A 16471-nucleotide genomic window follows, 5' to 3' on the forward strand; every position below is an offset into this window, starting at 1 on the left:
ACGTTGGCAACCATGCAATCGCTGCAGGACAAAGTCGTTTTCATCACCGGTGGCGCGCGGGGCATCGGGGCCGAGACCGCTCGCCGGCTGCACGCCAAGGGCGCCAAGCTCGTGCTGACCGATCTCAACGAAACGGACCTGAAGTCGCTCGCCGCCGAGCTCGGCGAAGAACGGGTCCTGACGGCGGCCGCCGATGTGCGTGACCTGTCCGCGATGGAAGCCGCCGCCGCCCGCGCCGTCGAGCGTTTCGGCGGCATCGACGTGGTGGTGGCCAACGCCGGCATCGCCAGCTATGGGTCAGTGCTGCAGGTCGACTCCGACGCATTCAGACGGGTGCTCGACATCAACGTGCTCGGCGTCTTCCACACCGTGCGCGCCACCTTGCCGGCGCTGATCGAGCGCCGCGGCTACGTGCTCATCGTGTCTTCGCTGGCCGCCTACACCGCCTGCCCCGGTCTGGCGCCGTACAACGCCTCCAAGGCGGGCGTCGAGTTGCTGGCCAACGCCCTGCGGCTGGAGGTGGCCCACCGGGGCGTCACGGTCGGCTCGGCGCACATGTCCTGGATCGACACCGCCCTGGTCCGTGACACCCAGTCCGACCTTCCCGCGTTCAACCAGTTGCTGGCCAGCTTCCCGTGGCCGCTGAACAAAACCACGACGGTCAACAAGTGCGCGGCCGCTTTCGTCAAGGGCATCGCGCGCCGTCGCACCCGCGTGTACTGCCCGCGCTGGGTGGCAGTGTTCCGTTGGTTCAAGCCGGTGCTGTCCAGTCCGGTCGGAGAGGCGCCCCTGCACAAATCCACCGCCGAGTTACTGCCTCAATTGGACGCCCAGGTCGCCGCGCTGGGCCGCTCCACCAGCGCCTACAACCGAGACCTCGGCACGTCCTAGCGGGCCTGGGCCGCGCGCTCGGACGCGACGGCCGCCACCCGGTTGCGCACCAGGAACCATCCGGCGCTCAGCGCCGGGATCACGACGACCACCGTCGCGATGGTCCACGTGCCGGTCTCCTTGTCGAAGGCCATCATGACCAGGACGCCGGCCAGGAACGCCAGGGTGAGATAGCCCGAATACGGGGCCCACGGCATCCGGAATCGGGGCCGTTGGATGAGCCCGGCCTTGGCCAGCCGGTAGAACCGCAGCTGACACAGCACGATGGTCGCCCAGCACGCGATGATGCCTGGCGCGACGATGTTCAGGACGATCTCGAATGCTTGGCCGGGGTTGGCGGCGTTCAGGGCGATGCCGAGCAGGCAGATGGCGGCTGCCATCGCGATGCCGACGTAGGGCACCCCGTTCTTGGACATCCGGGCCGCGAACCTGGGCCCGCTGCCGCTGAACGCCATCGAATGCATGATCCGTCCGGTGGAATACAGTCCCGCATTCAGACTGGACAGGGCTGCGGTGAGCACCACCACGTTCATCAAGTCCCCGGCGCCGTGGAAGCCGATCTTGGAAAAGAAGGTGACGAAAGGACTTTCGGTGGCCTTATAGGACGTGTACGGCAACAGCAACGCCAGCAGCCCCACCGACCCGACATAGAAGATCGCGATGCGCGCGATCACCGAATTGATGGCGCGCGGCATCACCCTCTCCGGCTCGGCGGTCTCCCCGGCGGCCGTCCCCACCAATTCGATTGCGGCATAAGCGAACACCACGCCGGATGTGGTCAGCAGCACCGCCAGCACGCCGGAGGGGAACAGTCCGCCATGATCCGTCCACAGACTCAGGCCGGTGCTGTGGCCGTCGATCCGGTAGCGCCCCGCGAGGAAGACGATCCCGACGACCAGGAAGGCGACGAGCGCGAGAACCTTGACCAGCGCCGCCCAGAATTCCAGCTCACCGAACCACTCCACCGAGATCAGGTTCATCGACAGCACGACGACGAGGGCGAGCAGCGCCAGCACCCACTGGGGGATCGATTCGAAGGTCGTCCATCGACGCAGATAGGTGGCGATCGCGGTGGTGTCGACGATGGCCGTCATCGACCAGCCCAGGAAATACATCCAGCCGATGGCGTAGGCGGCCTTCTCGCCGAAGAATTCGCGGGAGTAGGACACGAATGAGCCGGACGACGGGCGGTGCAGGACCAGTTCGCCCAGCGCCCGCAGGATCAGGAAGACGAAAACGCCGCACACGGCGTAGACCAAAAACATGCCGGGTCCGCCCTTGGCCAGCCGACCGCCCGCGCCCAGGAACAGCCCGGAGCCGATCGCGCCGCCGATGCCGATCATCTGCACTTGCCGGGCCTTGAGTCCCTTGCGGTAACCGGCGTCTTCGCCGCCCGTGCCAGCCACAGGATCTGCGCCGGCTACAGGATTTGGGTTGCCGTCGCCAGGCAACGCGGCCATGAGACATCCAATCGGTAGGTCGCGAAGCGATGCTTCCGCAATCGATCGGTCGACGGCAAGTTCGCCGACGAGTGGGCGGGTTAGCGCCCGAAGCCGGGACGACGGCGGCGCAGGTAGCGCTCGAACTCGGCCGCCAGCGCGTCGCCGTCGATCTTGCCCAGGGCGTCGTTCATGTCAACCTCGGCGTCGCCGCGTTGCTCGAGCGACAGCACATACTCGGCGAGGTCCTCGTCCTCGGCGGTCATCTCCGTGACCGCCTGCTCCCAGTCCTCGGCGTCCGTCGGCAGGTCGGCGAGCGGCACCTCGATGTCGAGCACGTCCTCGACGCGCCGCAGCAGGGCCACGGTCGCCTTGGGGTTCGGCGGCTGCGAGACGTAGTGCGGCACCGCCGCCCAGAACGTCACCGCAGGGATCCCGGCGGCCACGCAGGAGTCCTGAAACACCCCGGCGATGCCGGTCGGGCCCTCGTAGCGGCTTTCCTCGAGGCCGAAGCGTTTCGCCGACTCGGGGGAGTAGGCGGCGCCCGACACCGGGACCGGCCGGGTGTGTGGGGTGTCGGCCAGCAGGGCGCCCAGGATCACCACGGTGTCCACGTTGAGCTTGTCGGCGATGGCCACCAGCTCCGAGCAGAAGGTTCGCCAGCGCATGTTGGGTTCCACCCCGTGCATCAGCACGACATCGCGGTCGCTGCCAGGGGGCCGGCAGTGCGAGATCCGCATGGCCGGCCACACCAGCTCGCGGGTCACCCCGTCCACCTGCCGGATCACCGGGCGATTCACCTGGTAGTCGTAGTACGCCTCGTCGTCGATCTCCAAGATCGGGTCGGCTTCCCAGATGGCCTCGAGGTGTTCCAGGGCGTCGCTGGCCGCGTCGCCGGCGTCGTTCCAGCCCTCGAACGCAGCCACGACGACGGTCTGGTGCAGTTCGGGCAACGCGGCCTTGCCACTAGGCAGGCCAAAGGGGGGGCCGTCGGGCGGGGTCACAGAATTAGCGTACGGCCTTCCGGGCGGCGACGATGCGGACCGCGCGCGGTTGGGTGGGTCCCCCCCCAGTCGCGGAAGCCAGTCGGGCAATCGGCCAGATGTTCGGGGCGGGGTGGCCGTGGGACTGTCGGCCGATTCGCGGTCAACCGGGGACTTTACATAGGACGACTATTCTTATGGCGTGACTGCCGGCGTGCCCCGCGACGACTTGCGCCACGGGCGCCGGCGCGGTCAGGGCGAAATACGCTCGGCTGCGAACTGGTTAACCTTGGTAAGTACTTCGCCGCTGGTATTCGCGAACTGTGGATCGCGGCGATGAGTTGGGCGTCCAGACGTCGATCGGGTGACGACGTACACTTCTCTGGTCGAGAGGCGTTGCAACGGTTCCGGTTCCCGCCGGTAGCCGCCACGCTCGGCAGAGTCGACGTCGTTGACGAGAAGGACGCCTTCCGCTACGGAAGGAACGTACGTGAACGCCTCTGAGTCGAACAGCTCGGCGTCGAAGATTTTCGAGCCACAAATCCGCCCCGACTGCACCGACGAGCTGACGGCAGCTCTGCGCCAGCGGATCATGGTGATCGACGGCGCGATGGGCACGGCGATCCAGCGGGACCGGCCGGACGAGGCCGGCTACCGCGGCGACCGGTTCACCGAGTGGCCGACGGCGCTGCAGGGCAACAACGACCTGCTCACCTTGACGCAGCCGCAGATCATCGAGGGCATCCACCGCGAGTACCTGGACGCGGGCGCCGACATCCTCGAGACCAACACGTTCAACGCGAACGCGATCTCGCTCTCCGACTACGACATGGCCGACCTGGCCTACGAGTTGAACTACGCCGGCGCCGCCCTGGCCCGCAAGGCCGCCGACGAGTTCAGCACCCCGGAGAAGCCCCGCTACGTCGCGGGCGCCATCGGGCCGACGACGCGCACCGCGTCGATCTCGCCGGACGTCAACGACCCCGGGGCCCGCAACGTCTCCTATGACCAGCTCGTGGCCGCCTACCTCGAAGCAGCCAACGGCCTGGTCGACGGCGGCGCCGACCTGCTCATCATCGAGACGATTTTCGACTCGCTGAACGCCAAGGCGGCGGTGTTCGCCGTCGAGACGCTGTTCGAGGACCGCGGCCGCCGCTGGCCGTTGATCATCTCGGGGACCATCACCGATGCCTCCGGGCGGACGTTGTCCGGTCAGGTCACCGAGGCGTTCTGGAACTCCATCAGGCACGCCAAGCCGATCGCGGTGGGCCTCAACTGCGCCCTGGGTGCGCCGGAGATGCGGCCCTACATCGCCGAGGTGTCGCGGATCGCGGACACCTTCGTCTCCTGTTACCCGAACGCCGGCCTGCCCAACGCCTTCGGCGAGTACGACGAGTCCCCGGAGCGTCAGGCCTCCTACATCGCCGACTTCGCCGAGGCCGGCCTGGTCAACCTGGTCGGCGGTTGCTGTGGAACCGCGCCGCCGCACATCGCCGAGATCGCCAAGGTCGTCGAGGGCACACCCCCGCGCGAGGTGCCGGAGATCGAGGTGGCCACCCGGCTCTCGGGCCTGGAGCCGCTCAACATCAACGACGACTCCCTGTTCGTGAACATCGGTGAGCGCACCAACATCACCGGCTCCGCCCGGTTCCGCAACCTGATCAAGGCCGAGGACTACGACACCGCGCTGTCGGTCGCCCTGCAGCAGGTCGAGGTCGGCGCGCAGGTCATCGACATCAACATGGACGAGGGCATGATCGACGGCGTCGCCGCGATGGACCGGTTCACCAAGCTGATCGCGGCCGAGCCGGACATCAGCCGTGTCCCGGTGATGATCGACTCCTCCAAGTGGGAGGTCATCGAGACGGGCCTGAAGAACGTGCAGGGCAAGCCGATCGTCAACTCGATCTCCATGAAGGAGGGCGAGGAGAAGTTCATCCGCGAGGCACGGCTGTGCCGCAAGTACGGCGCGGCCGTCGTCGTGATGGCCTTCGACGAGCAGGGGCAGGCCGACAACCTGGAGCGCCGCAAACAGATCTGCGGGCGCGCCTACCGGATCCTGACCGAAGAGGTGGGCTTTCCGCCCGAGGACATCATCTTCGACCCGAACTGCTTCGCGCTGGCCACCGGCATCGAGGAGCACGCGACCTACGGGATCGACTTCATCGAGGCCTGCGCCTGGATCAAGGAGAACCTGCCGGGGGTGCACATCTCCGGCGGCATCTCGAACGTGTCGTTCTCGTTCCGGGGCAACAACCCGGTCCGTGAGGCGATCCACGCGGTGTTCCTGTTCCATGCGATCAAGGCCGGCCTGGACATGGGCATCGTCAACGCCGGCGCGCTGGTGCCCTACGACTCGATCGATCCGGAATTGCGGGACCGCATCGAGGACGTCGTGCTGAACCGTCGCGAGGATGCGGCCGAGCGGCTGCTCGAGATCGCCGAGCGGTTCAACAGCAAGGACAAGGGTGAGGACCCGAAGGCGGCCGAGTGGCGCGGCCTGCCCGTCCGGGAGCGGATCACGCACGCGTTGGTCAAGGGCATCGACGCGCACGTCGACGACGACACCGAGGAGTTGCGGGCCGAGATCGACGCCGCGGGTGGCCGCCCGATCGAGGTGATCGAGGGCCCGCTGATGGACGGCATGAACGTCGTCGGCGACCTGTTCGGCTCCGGCAAGATGTTCTTGCCCCAGGTGGTGAAGTCGGCGCGGGTGATGAAGAAAGCCGTCGCGTACCTGCTGCCGTTCATCGAGGCGGAGAAAGAGCAGAACGGCACCGCTGCCGCCAAGGACACCAACGGCACCATCGTGATGGCGACCGTCAAGGGCGACGTCCACGACATCGGCAAGAACATTGTCGGAGTCGTGTTGCAGTGCAACAACTTCGAAGTGATCGACCTCGGCGTGATGGTGCCCGCCCAGAAGATCCTCGACGCGGCGAAGGAGCACGACGCCGACATCATCGGGCTGTCCGGCCTGATCACTCCGTCCCTGGACGAGATGGCCAACTTCGCCGTCGAGATGGAACGCGAGGGCTTGGAGATCCCGCTGCTGATCGGGGGCGCGACCACCTCGCGCGCCCACACGGCCGTGAAGATCTCGCCGCGGCGCAGCGGTCCGGTGGTCTGGGTCAAGGACGCGTCCCGCTCGGTGCCGGTCGCCGCCGCGCTGCTGGACGACAAGCAGCGGCCGGCCCTGCTGGAGGCCACCGAGAAGGACTACGCATCCCTGCGGATGAGGCACTCGCAAAAGAACGAGCGGCCGATGCTGACACTGGAGAAGGCGCGCGCGAACCGGACGCCGATCGAGTGGGACGGGTACACGCCGCCGGTGCCCGTTATCGGCGCGGGAGTACGGGAATTCCAGGACTACGACCTCGCCGAGTTGCGCGAGTACATCGACTGGCAGCCGTTCTTCAACGCCTGGGAGATGAAGGGCCGGTTCCCGGACATCCTCAACAACCCGTCCTCGGGTGAGGCCGCCCGCAAGCTGTACGACGACGCCCAGCAGATGCTCGACACCCTGATCAAGGAGAAGTGGCTGACCGCCAACGGGGTGATCGGATTCTTCCCGGCGAACGCGGTCGGCTCCGGTGTCGAAGACATCGAGGTGTACACCGACGACACCCGCACCGAAGTGCTGACCACACTGCACAACCTGCGCCAGCAGGGCGAGCACCGGGAGGGCATCCCGAACCGGTCGCTTGGCGACTACGTCGCGCCCAAGGACACCGGTCTGGCCGACTACGTGGGCGCCTTCGCCGTCACCGCCGGGCTCGGCAGCCAGGAGAAGATCGCGGAGTTCAAGGCCGCCCTCGACGACTACAGCGCGATCCTGTTGGAGTCGGTCGCCGACCGGCTGGCGGAGGCGTTCGCGGAACGGCTGCACCAACGGGTTCGCAAGGAGTTCTGGGGATTCCAGCCGGACGAGCAGCTGGACAACGAGGCGCTCATCGACGAGAAGTACCGGGGAATCCGCCCTGCCCCCGGCTACCCGGCCTGCCCGGAGCACACCGAGAAGGTGACGCTCTGGAAGTTGCTGGACGTCACGGAGCGGACCGGCATAGAGCTGACCGAGTCGATGGCGATGTGGCCCGGCGCCGCCGTCAGCGGCTGGTACTTCTCCCACCCGCAGTCGCAATACTTCGTGGTCGGCCGGATGGCCCAGGACCAGGTCGCGGACTACGCCAAGCGCAAGGGCTGGACTCTGGCCGAAGCCGAGCGCTGGCTCGCCCCCAACCTCGGCTACAACCCGGAGGACTGAGTTTCGGCGGCTACGAGGTCCGCCGGCCCCTTCCCGGTGCTAAACGCGCATCACCGAACCCAGCGCCGACAGCGGGATGTGGGCCTGCACGGTGCCGCCGTCCATGAACCACTGCGGCAGGCCGGGGGAGAAGTTGATCGGCTCGTCGTGGCCGACCGGATAGTCGGGCATGTAGATGATCAACTCGTCGGGCGTCAGCGCCCACGCCTTGTACGCGCCCGAGTACACCTTGTCGGGGGTCCAACGGTCGAGGATGAACGGGTAGGTGCCCGGATCGTGCGGTGGCGGAGCCTGATTGAGCGCGGTGTCGATGAATGGCGCAGCCAGCGGCGGGATGGCGGTCAGCGGATTCGACGTCGTCAGATCGGCGAGCTGCACCCGTCTGCCCGCCGCCATGTCGAAGGTGAAGGTCCGATAGGCGTTGTTGGGTTTGGGTCCGTCGGCGTGGTAGTCCTCGTGGAACACGGCGCTGAGCAGGTTGCCGTGCCGGAAGACTTCGAAGTTCTCCTCGCCGTAGCTGTCGGCGGCCATGCTGCCGTTGGCGGTCTTCCAGTTGTTGACCAGCGTGCGCAGATAGTCCCGGATCACCGGACCGGTGGTCGGATTGTCGACCAGATCGTCGGGCACGGCGACCTTGATGTCGCGCACGGCGTTGCGTTCCGAGGTCACCGCGGTGTGGCAGTACTGGCCGTCCCAACTGCCGCCGAGCTCGCCGCAGAAGGACGGCGCGGACGCGTGCGTGGTGGCAGTGCCGGGAATGGTTGCGGCCGCGGCCAATACGACGGCCGCTGACAGGCGCTTGAGCATGAGAGGGCTCCGCTCGGCTCAGAGAAGTTGGACTTTGCTTGCCCGCCAACGACCGTCGACCTTCTCCATGGTCATCTTGATCCTGCTGCGGTCGATGCGCGGGTCTGGTGCGGCCGTGTTGGTGACGGTCTGGTCGATGAAGAGCAGCACGACGACCCTGTCGGTGGATTCGGACTGAATCGCCGAGTCCACCACCACTCCGTGGGCGGTCGCCTTGTTGTCGATCAACAGCTGCCGGAGTTTGACGCTGGACTGGGTGTACATGTCCTTGAATTCGCCGGTCGCGCCGTCGAGCACCTGCTTGAAGTTCTCGTCGACCTTGTTCGAGTCGATGCTCGTCAGCACCTGCGCGTAGGCGATGGCCGCCTGTCGGGCCTGTTCACCCGCCGCCTTCACCTGGTGGTCCTGCCATTGCTGCCACCCGAGATAGCCCGAAACGGCAAGGGAGGCAACCAGTAACGCCGGCACCACGCTGCGCCGCAGATACCGGCGCCAGGGGCGCTTGGCGCGCCCCGCGGTGCGGCTCTTGCGCTTGAGGAGCCCGCCTTCTTCGTCCTCCTCGTCCTCGGCCTCCTCGTCGGCCTCGTCCGTGGTTGCCTCGTCCGTGGTTGCCTCGTCCGTGGTTGCCTCGTCCGTGGTTGCCTCATCCGTGGTTGCCTCGTCGGCCGAATCCTCGGGCGCCGCGGCGGATTCGTCGGCGCGCGCCTGCTCGACTTCTGCGACTTCGGGCGCATCGGCGCCCGATTCGGTTTCGGCTTTCGGATTCCTCTTGGTGGTCACGACCACGATCATCTCCTAAAGGTCGATGGGTTCAATGCTCAGTGCGGCGGTTCGATCGGCAGCTGTGGGCCGCCGTAGGGGGTGGGAATGGTGTAGCGGCCCCGCGGCGTCGGATCGGTTCGCTGGCCCAGGTTCGCCCCCGGCGGGGGACCGGCGGTGTCGTCGCCCCCGGGGCGTGGCGCGTTTTTGGCGCCGCGGATCGAGACCGCCGGGTCATCATCGCGGCAGTAGGTGTACATGAACGGCTCGTAGTAGTCGGCGGCGGACGGCGCGTGTGACGGCGTCCCGTAGTCGCAGACGTAGCGGGGATAGAGGTCGGCCGTCGCCCAGACGCCGCCGTCGTGAAAGGCGCTTGTCACCGCGTCCAATACCGACCCGCGGTAGTCGGGAAACAGCGCGTTGAGCGCCGGCACCCGCAGATAGAACAGGTGCGACATGGTCGCCATGCTGCCCAGCAACTGCACCATGGTGTCGGAGTTGTCCGAGAACAGATTGTCGACCGCCGAAAGGGCGCGCGGCGTCTGCTGAGTCAACCGGCGGTAGCCGGCCTGCATTCGGGCCACGCCGGTCAGCGTTTGGTTGAGTTCGGTTGCGGTGGCGCCCAATCCGGTGTTCTTGTCGCTGGCCGGGGTGAGAACGACGCGGCTGGTCTTGATGATGCTGGTGGTCTGGGGCAGCACCGAATCCAGCGTCGAAAGCAGGAACGTGCCGCCGTCGACGATGGCGGTCAGCTTCGCCGGGCCCTCCTTGCTCAGGCTCAATTCCTTCTTGATCAGCTCGATCTTGTGCGGGTCGACCTGGGCCAGCATCCCGTCGGCGTCACCGAGCAACTGCGCCAGGCTGACCGGGACGGTCGTGTGGTCCAGGGCGATGCGGCTGCCGTCGTGCAGATACGGCCCGGCATCGTTTGCGGCTTCGAAGTTGATGAACTGCTCACCTGCCGGCGAGAGCGCCGATACGCGCGCGACGCTGTTCGCCGGTATCCGCACGTTCGACGTGATACTGGCGACCGCGTTCACCCCGTCGTCGGTGATCTGCAGCGACTCGATGCGGCCGATGCGCACGCCGCGCAGCGCGACGTCCTGATTGGGCAACAGGCCGCCCGACTCCGTCAATTGCACGGTGACCCGGTAGGAAGAGGCGAAGGGCTTCACGCGCAGCGCGCCGATCAGCAGATAGGCGGTCGCCACGATCAGGATGAGCACCAAGCCGGCCACCGAGAGCCAAACCTGTTGCCGGTGGCCCGTGCGCACCGCGCGGACGACGACATTGGCGGAGTTGGCGACGGCGCGCATCACGGCTGCGGTCCTGGCTGCGGTCCGACAGGCGCTGAGGGCGGAGCCGGCGGTGGCCCGGGGGCGACGTCGATCTGGCCCGGGATGTTCGGGTCGGGGATGACCGGAACCTGCGGCGAATTGGGCCCCCGGCCGACCACGCGTTCCTGCAGGCGCCACAGGGTGTACTTGAGGGTGCCGACGAGCAGGTTCACGTTGTAGTGGTGCGGTCCGTGCAGCCCGATGTCACCGGGGAATCCGATATCGGGCAGCGACCCGAGCATGATCTTGTCCACGCCGACGTTCACCGAAATCGAGTTCCCCGCAGTCGATTTGACCAAGGCGGGGATCAGCCGGTTGATCGACAGCCAGCTGGTATCCGGGCTCATGGCGACGTCGTTGGCGGCCCCGGCGATGGTGTTCAGGTCGCGGATGACGCTGCGGCCGCTGGTGTCGGTGCCGCCGATCGACGGGAACCTGGCCAGCAACCGGGAGGTGTCACCGACCTGTACGGCCAGATTCGAGAGCTGACTGGTGTTGTCGGCCAGGGCCGAAGTAGCCGGTTGAGCGGCCGTCATCAGGTCGCTGATGGCCCGATTCTTGTTGTCGAGTTGGTCTGCCAGCGTTGACAATTGGGTCAGCGCGTGCGAGAGCTGGTCGGACCGGGCATCCAACGTTCCGAGTAGCTCGTTGGACTTGCGGATCATGTCTCCGAACGCCTGGCCCTGGTCGCCGGTCGCCTTGCCGAAACCGTTGATGATGTTGGTGAAATTGCGAACCGCCCCGCCGTTCACCAGAATCGCGGCCGAGCTCAGCACCGACTCGACGGTCGCGGCGGCCGCGGTCGAATCCAGGCCGATGGTGTCGCCGTCGCGCAGCGGCGGTGTGTCCGCGGGATCGTCGGCCGGTGGCTTGAGAGCGACGAACACGTCGCCAAGCGGTGTCGCGGTGCGTAATTCGGCGATGCTTCCCCGCGGCAGTTGCACGCCGTCGCGGATGCGCAGCCGGGTGACCGCGGTGTAGTTGCGTGCGACCATCGATTCGAGCTGCCCGACGTCTGCGCCGGCGAGCTTGACCTTGGCGTTCATCGGCAGGTTCAGCGCGTTGGAGAAGACCGCGTTCAGCGAATAGCCTCCCGAGCCCAGCCCCGGGGCCGGAAGGGGCAGGCTGGCAAGGCCGTTCGTGGCGCAACCCGCTGTGACGATCGCCGCGGCCACCGCAGTCGATATGCCGCGCGCGCCCGTCGTCATTTCTGCCCCATGGCGGCCATGCCGTCGAGCACATAGGTCAGCCCGAAATCGGGGCCGAAGTCCTGGATGGTCCCGGTGCTGCAGCCCAGTTGACGAAGGCCCATCAGGTTGCAGATCTCTTTGGTGTACTGGCTGTCGAAGAGCAAGCGATCCGTGAGGAATCGGGCCCGCACGCTGCCGTTGGCCCGGTCGATCATGTTGTAGGCGTTGTCCGCCACCAGGGGAGCAAGATCCAGCAGCTCGGCCAGGCCGCGCCGCTGGTCGGTCACCGTCTGCAGCGCGTCATTGCCGTGCAGCACGGTCTGCTTGACGCTGTCCCGGTTTTCGTCGAGCAGGTCGCCGGCCCGCTGGATCAGCTGGTCGAGTTTGTGTCCGGTACTGCCGCTGCCAAGGTCCTCGTCGGCCATGATCTGACTGACTTGGTGGATGGTGGAGGCGAATTCGCGCAACTTCGTGTCATTGGCCGCGACGGCCTCGAACAGCGTGCTGATGTTTTTGACGATCGTGGTGATCTGTTCGCGGGTCGCCGCGCCACCGTCGCTGGACAGCCGCAGCGCCTTGGACAGCTCACCGAGGGCCGCCTTGATCTTCTCGCCGTTGCCGTTGACCACCTGGGCGCCGCCGCCCAGCACGTCGGCGATCGGTCCGCCACCGTGGCCGTCACCCTCGAGCGACTTGGTCACCTTGTCCAAAACGTTGAGGACACTGCTGAATTCGACCGGCGTCTTGGTCCGGGGCAGCCCGATGGTGTCGTGGTTCTCCAGCGCCGGTCCGCCGTGATAGGGCGGCGTGAGCTCGATCTGCCGGTCGGTGAGGATGGAGGTCGACACCGTGACGGCCTGCGCGGTGGCGGGCACTTTGACGTGCCGGTCGACGGTGAACTCGACTTCGACGTAGCCGCCCTTGGCGTTGATCTTGGTGATCTTCCCCACCGGCATCCCCAACACCGCGACCTCGTTGCCCTCGTAAAGGCCCGAGGCGCTGTCGAATTGGGCGGTCAGGGTGATCGTGTCCGCGTCGGAACTCAGGGCCCACCAGCCGATGCCGACCGCGGCGGCGATGACAGCGACCGCGGCGACGATGGCCAGCGCCCTGGCGCCAAGCCCCCTCACTTGCAGTCCTTGAAGTACTGGATCATGCCGAACTGCTTGGCGCGGCCGCTGATTGCGCACATCCAGGAGTCGATCAGCGGGACGTTGGGGGCGTTGAAGTTGATCGCGTTGCCGTCGCCGGTGAGGTTCGCGGCCTCGCGGAAGAAGATCGGGCTGGTCTGCAGCATGCTGTGCAGCAGGTCGTCGTGTTGGGACATCAGGTTGGTGAAGTCGCGCATGTCCTTGATCAGCGCGTCCAGCCCCGAGCGATCGTTGACCACGACCTCGTTCATGGTGTCGACCAGGTTGGACAAGGACTGCATCATCGCGTGGAAAACGGCGCGCCGCGCGACGAATTGGCCCAATAGGTCTTGCCCCTGGTCGACCAGGGCGCCGATGCCGGCTTGCTGGCGCCGCAGCGTGTTGGTCACCTGCTCGGTGCTGCGGAGCAGCTGTCCCAGCTGGTCGCGTCGTACCGCGATGATCGATGACAGTGTGTTGATGTTCGTGATCGCTTGCGGCACAACGGCCGGCAAGCCCTCCAGCTGCTTGCCCAGCACCGCCAGCGACTGCGCGAACCTGTCGGAGTCCACCTGCTCGAAGGTGGTGGTGGCGTCCTGCAACGCGGCCTGCAGGTCGTAGGGCACCTCGGTGTGCGCCAGGTCGAAGGTGTCGTGGGGCAGGCGTGCCGGGCCGTTCGGGTCCAGCGCGAGGTAGCGCGAACCCAGGATGGTGGTCACCCTGATCTGCGCTCGGGAGTCCTTGCCCAGCTTGATGTCGTCCCGGACCTTCAGACCCGCCTCGACGTGGTCGCCGACGAGTTTCATGCTGGTGACGTTGCCCACCGGGATCCCGGCGACCACGATCGGATTACCCACCCGCAGCGAGGCCGCCTGCAGGAATTCCGCGGTGTAATGCCGATAGCCTGCGCCGATCGCATGCACCAGCAGCATGACCGCAATCACCACCGCGACCACCGCGACGGCGATGAACCCGAGCCAGGTCTTGTTGTAGCTTTCCAGCGGACGCTTCTTCATCCCCGAAAGCCGTTGCCGTACCGACGCGTCAGCCATCGACCGTGCTCCTGCACCTCGGGGTGTGCCAGGCCCGGTTTCCCGGCGTGGCGGCATTGATGATGATCGGCACCACATCGTTGAGTCCCGGGAAGAACCCCATGAAGTTCACGTCGCACACGTATGCATTGCCGTAGGCGCCCTGATTGCCCACCCGGGTAAGGCCTTTCAACAGCAGCGGAATGTTGTCGCCGAAGAACGCAACCTGCGGCTCGACGTCCATGATGTGTTTGGTGACACCGGGCTGACGATCGATGAATTCACGCAGCGCCGGATAGACGTCCGTCGCCGAGGCCGACAGCCGGTCGGTCACCCGGGCCAGCGAACCGACCGAGGTGACCAGGTCCGGACGCCGCCGGTCGAGATCGCCGACGACGCTGCGGGTCTGCGTGATGACCCCGTCGAGATTGTCGTTCTGCTCAGCGAGGTTGCCCACCACCTTATTGAGATTGGTGATCACGCTGCCGAGCGCCTGATCGCGGCCCGCGAAAGTCTCTGTGAGCGTGGAGGTCTGGCCGACCAGTGTGGTGAGCGATGACGTGTCGCCCTGCAGCGAGGAGATGATGCCCTTGGTGAGGTTGTCGGCGTCATGCGGGTTCAGCAGGCTGAACAACGGTTCGTAGCCGTTGAGCAGGGTGGTCACGTCGAAAGACGGTTCGGTGCGTTCCAGCGGGATCGTGCTGCCGGGGGGGAGCAGCTGCGGACTGCCTTCCCTGCCGATGGACAGTCCGAGGTAGCGCTGCCCGACGATATTCTGATAGGTCACCGACGCGAGCGTGTTTCCGAACAGCCGCTGCTCGGACTGGACGACGAACGAGACCTTCGCCAGTTTTCCGTCGAGCTCGACCTTTTCGACGCGGCCCACCCGAACGCCGGCCATGCGGACGTCGTCGCCTTCGCGAAGCCCGTACACGTCGGTGAACACCGCCGAATAGCTGGCGGTGTTTCCGGCCACGTCACGCCGCAGGCTCACATACACCAGCCAGGTCAGCGTCAACGAGACGATCATGAACAGAGTCAGCGCGATGAGCGGGCCCCGAAATTTCATTTGCCCTCCCCAGGCGGACGCGTCAGCGACACCGTCGTTCCGCGGGCGACCGGACCCAGCAGCAGCTCGGTGGCTTCGGTCGCGGGGGCGCCGGTGATGACCCCGAGCATGTTTCGTTCGTACTGACTCCCAACGGGTCCCACGTTGCCCCCGAAGGAGGCCTTGAAAGACGATTGCGGAATCCAGGGCGCCTTGGGTGCCACCGGCGCGACCCACGGCTGGTGCTCTTGTGGTGTCGCCGGCGCCCCGGGCTTGGGATTGTCGGGATTCGCGCTGCCGGGCACCGGTGGCGACGGCGTAATCCCTGGGGCCAGCGGCGGATTGGGATCGGTCAAGTTGGGAGTGGGGTTGATCAACGGCGGTCCCACCGCGACCAGGTTTCCGTCCGGGCCGATCACGGTGCCGGGCGGCGGGGCCAGATCCTTGGGCGGGTGATAGTTCTGCGGCAGCAGTACCTCGGGCAAATCGGGGCGCACCGGAATCAGCGGTGCGGTAAAGCAGCTGGGTCCCTTGAGCTCCCCGTAGTGGGGACAGTCGGCGCGCGTGTAGGTGGAACTGGGCGTGAAGGTCAGCATCGCTCGCATGTTGCCCAGGTTCGTGCGCGGGTTCCACACCTGTTCCATGAACTGGTTGGCCAAATTGTCCAGCTTGGTGACGGCGGGCACGAAGTTGTTCGACTTCTGCGCCAAGATGCCGAGCACCGGTGTGAAATCGGCGGTGATCTTGATCAGCTGATCGATGTGGTTGTCGAAGGATTGGCGCGTCGTGCCGACGGTGTATTCGGCGCCCGACAGCAGCGAGGCCAACTGCCCGCGGGTTTCGGCGAAGGTCCGCATCGGCTCGACGGCCTGATGCAACGCATCGAGGAGATCGGGTGCGGTCTGCGCGAGCCCGGTGGTCGCGTCGAGCAGCGCCGACACCGTCGAGGGTCCGTTGTCGGTGCTGACAATCGAATTGAGTTGGTCGAGAGCGCGATTCAGTTGCGCACCGGCGTTCAGCAGGGTGACGCGGCGGTGGTCGGTGGCGGCACCCAGTGCGGCCAGGATCCCGACCGACCGGTCGTCGCGGCCGCGCCCCGCGGCGGCGAGCAGGTCACGCAGCTTGCTGACGGTCGTCTGGAACAGAACGGTCGGCAGCCGCTTGTCCTCCGGGATGTGGTCGCCGGGGCGGATTTTCACGCCGGGGCCGTTCCCCACCAACTGGACCGACGATACGGCGAAAACGTTGCTGGGCACCACGCGTGCGGTCACGCTGGCCGGAATCGACTTGGCGTACTCCTCTTTGAGGTCGATGTGGACGTAGTTGGGCTTGCCGTGCGCCGCTGGGACGACGCCGTTGACCATTCCGACGAGCACGCCGTGGTACTTGACGTCGGACTTCTGCGGGAGGCCATCGCCCACGTTGACCAGATCGGCTACCACCCGGACGTAATCGTTGAGTCTGCCAGTGGATTTGACCAACATCGCGGTGGTGACCAGGGCGCTGACCACCATCAGCGCAATGCCGATGCCGAACAGCTGCCGGTCCGAGGGGCCGCGACCGTCCAGCTCAAAGGAATTGGGCATGTTCCA

At 66.4% G+C, this 16471-nt stretch carries 12 protein-coding genes; 2 read left to right on the forward strand and 10 right to left on the reverse strand.

Annotation, left to right across the window (positions count from 1 at the left end):
* Positions 1 to 12 precede the first annotated feature (12 nt).
* Positions 13 to 891 (forward strand): SDR family oxidoreductase, encoded by an 879-nt coding sequence (locus AC5Y30_RS02660; protein WP_499916049.1) that lies wholly within the window; start codon positions 13 to 15, stop codon positions 889 to 891.
* On the opposite strand, the gene AC5Y30_RS02665 is transcribed toward AC5Y30_RS02660, so the two are convergent.
* Together AC5Y30_RS02665 and AC5Y30_RS02670 are read right to left on the reverse strand one after the other, a co-directional pair.
* Entirely contained in the window at positions 888 to 2351 is a 1464-nt protein-coding gene (locus AC5Y30_RS02665) for an amino acid permease (RefSeq protein WP_499916051.1), read from the reverse strand. The two genes, AC5Y30_RS02660 and AC5Y30_RS02665, sit on opposite strands and share 4 nt — an antisense overlap.
* Positions 2352 to 2431: 80 nt before the next feature.
* Positions 2432 to 3334 (reverse strand): PAC2 family protein, encoded by a 903-nt coding sequence (locus tag AC5Y30_RS02670; protein ID WP_499916053.1) that lies wholly within the window; start codon positions 3332 to 3334, stop codon positions 2432 to 2434.
* A gap of 469 nt (positions 3335 to 3803) precedes the next feature.
* Here AC5Y30_RS02670 and metH point away from each other — a divergent pair, with 469 nt between their 5' ends.
* Positions 3804 to 7577 carry a methionine synthase gene (gene metH / locus AC5Y30_RS02675; protein WP_499916055.1) on the forward strand — a complete coding sequence of 1258 codons (3774 nt, stop codon included), beginning with the start codon at positions 3804 to 3806 and terminating at the stop codon, positions 7575 to 7577.
* Between the two features lie 39 nt (positions 7578 to 7616).
* On the opposite strand, the gene AC5Y30_RS02680 is transcribed toward metH, so the two are convergent.
* The 8 genes from AC5Y30_RS02680 to AC5Y30_RS02715 are packed head-to-tail and all read right to left on the reverse strand — an operon-like array spanning position 7617 to position 16465.
* Positions 7617 to 8384, reverse strand: coding sequence for a mannan-binding family protein (locus AC5Y30_RS02680; protein ID WP_499916057.1), 768 nt, complete (start codon positions 8382 to 8384; stop codon positions 7617 to 7619).
* Positions 8385 to 8402: 18 nt separating this feature from the next.
* Positions 8403 to 9176 (reverse strand): Rv1363c family protein, encoded by a 774-nt coding sequence (locus tag AC5Y30_RS02685; protein ID WP_499916059.1) that lies wholly within the window; start codon positions 9174 to 9176, stop codon positions 8403 to 8405.
* 26 nt (positions 9177 to 9202) lie between these two features.
* The gene (locus tag AC5Y30_RS02690) at positions 9203 to 10462 is read right to left on the reverse strand and encodes an MlaD family protein (RefSeq protein WP_499916061.1); all 1260 of its coding nucleotides are present in this window, start codon (positions 10460 to 10462) and stop codon (positions 9203 to 9205) included.
* Positions 10459 to 11688 carry an MlaD family protein gene (locus tag AC5Y30_RS02695; RefSeq protein WP_499916063.1) on the reverse strand — a complete coding sequence of 410 codons (1230 nt, stop codon included), beginning with the start codon at positions 11686 to 11688 and terminating at the stop codon, positions 10459 to 10461. The genes AC5Y30_RS02690 and AC5Y30_RS02695 overlap by 4 nt, the downstream gene beginning before the upstream one ends.
* Complete coding sequence (locus AC5Y30_RS02700) at positions 11685 to 12800, reverse strand: MCE family protein (protein WP_499916065.1); 1116 nt, start codon at positions 12798 to 12800, stop codon at positions 11685 to 11687. Before AC5Y30_RS02700 ends, AC5Y30_RS02695 begins: the two co-directional genes overlap by 4 nt.
* A complete protein-coding gene (locus AC5Y30_RS02705; RefSeq protein WP_499916066.1) occupies positions 12797 to 13852 on the reverse strand; it encodes an MCE family protein in 1056 nt (351 codons plus the stop codon). Before AC5Y30_RS02705 ends, AC5Y30_RS02700 begins: the two co-directional genes overlap by 4 nt.
* Positions 13845 to 14900: an MlaD family protein gene (locus AC5Y30_RS02710; RefSeq protein WP_499916068.1), complete on the reverse strand. Its 1056-nt coding sequence runs from the start codon at positions 14898 to 14900 to the stop codon at positions 13845 to 13847. The genes AC5Y30_RS02705 and AC5Y30_RS02710 overlap by 8 nt, the downstream gene beginning before the upstream one ends.
* Positions 14897 to 16465 (reverse strand): MlaD family protein, encoded by a 1569-nt coding sequence (locus AC5Y30_RS02715; RefSeq protein ID WP_499916070.1) that lies wholly within the window; start codon positions 16463 to 16465, stop codon positions 14897 to 14899. The genes AC5Y30_RS02710 and AC5Y30_RS02715 overlap by 4 nt, the downstream gene beginning before the upstream one ends.
* Between the last annotated feature and the right edge of the window lie 6 nt (positions 16466 to 16471).

The organism is Mycobacterium sp. NGS27 (assembly GCF_059813005.1).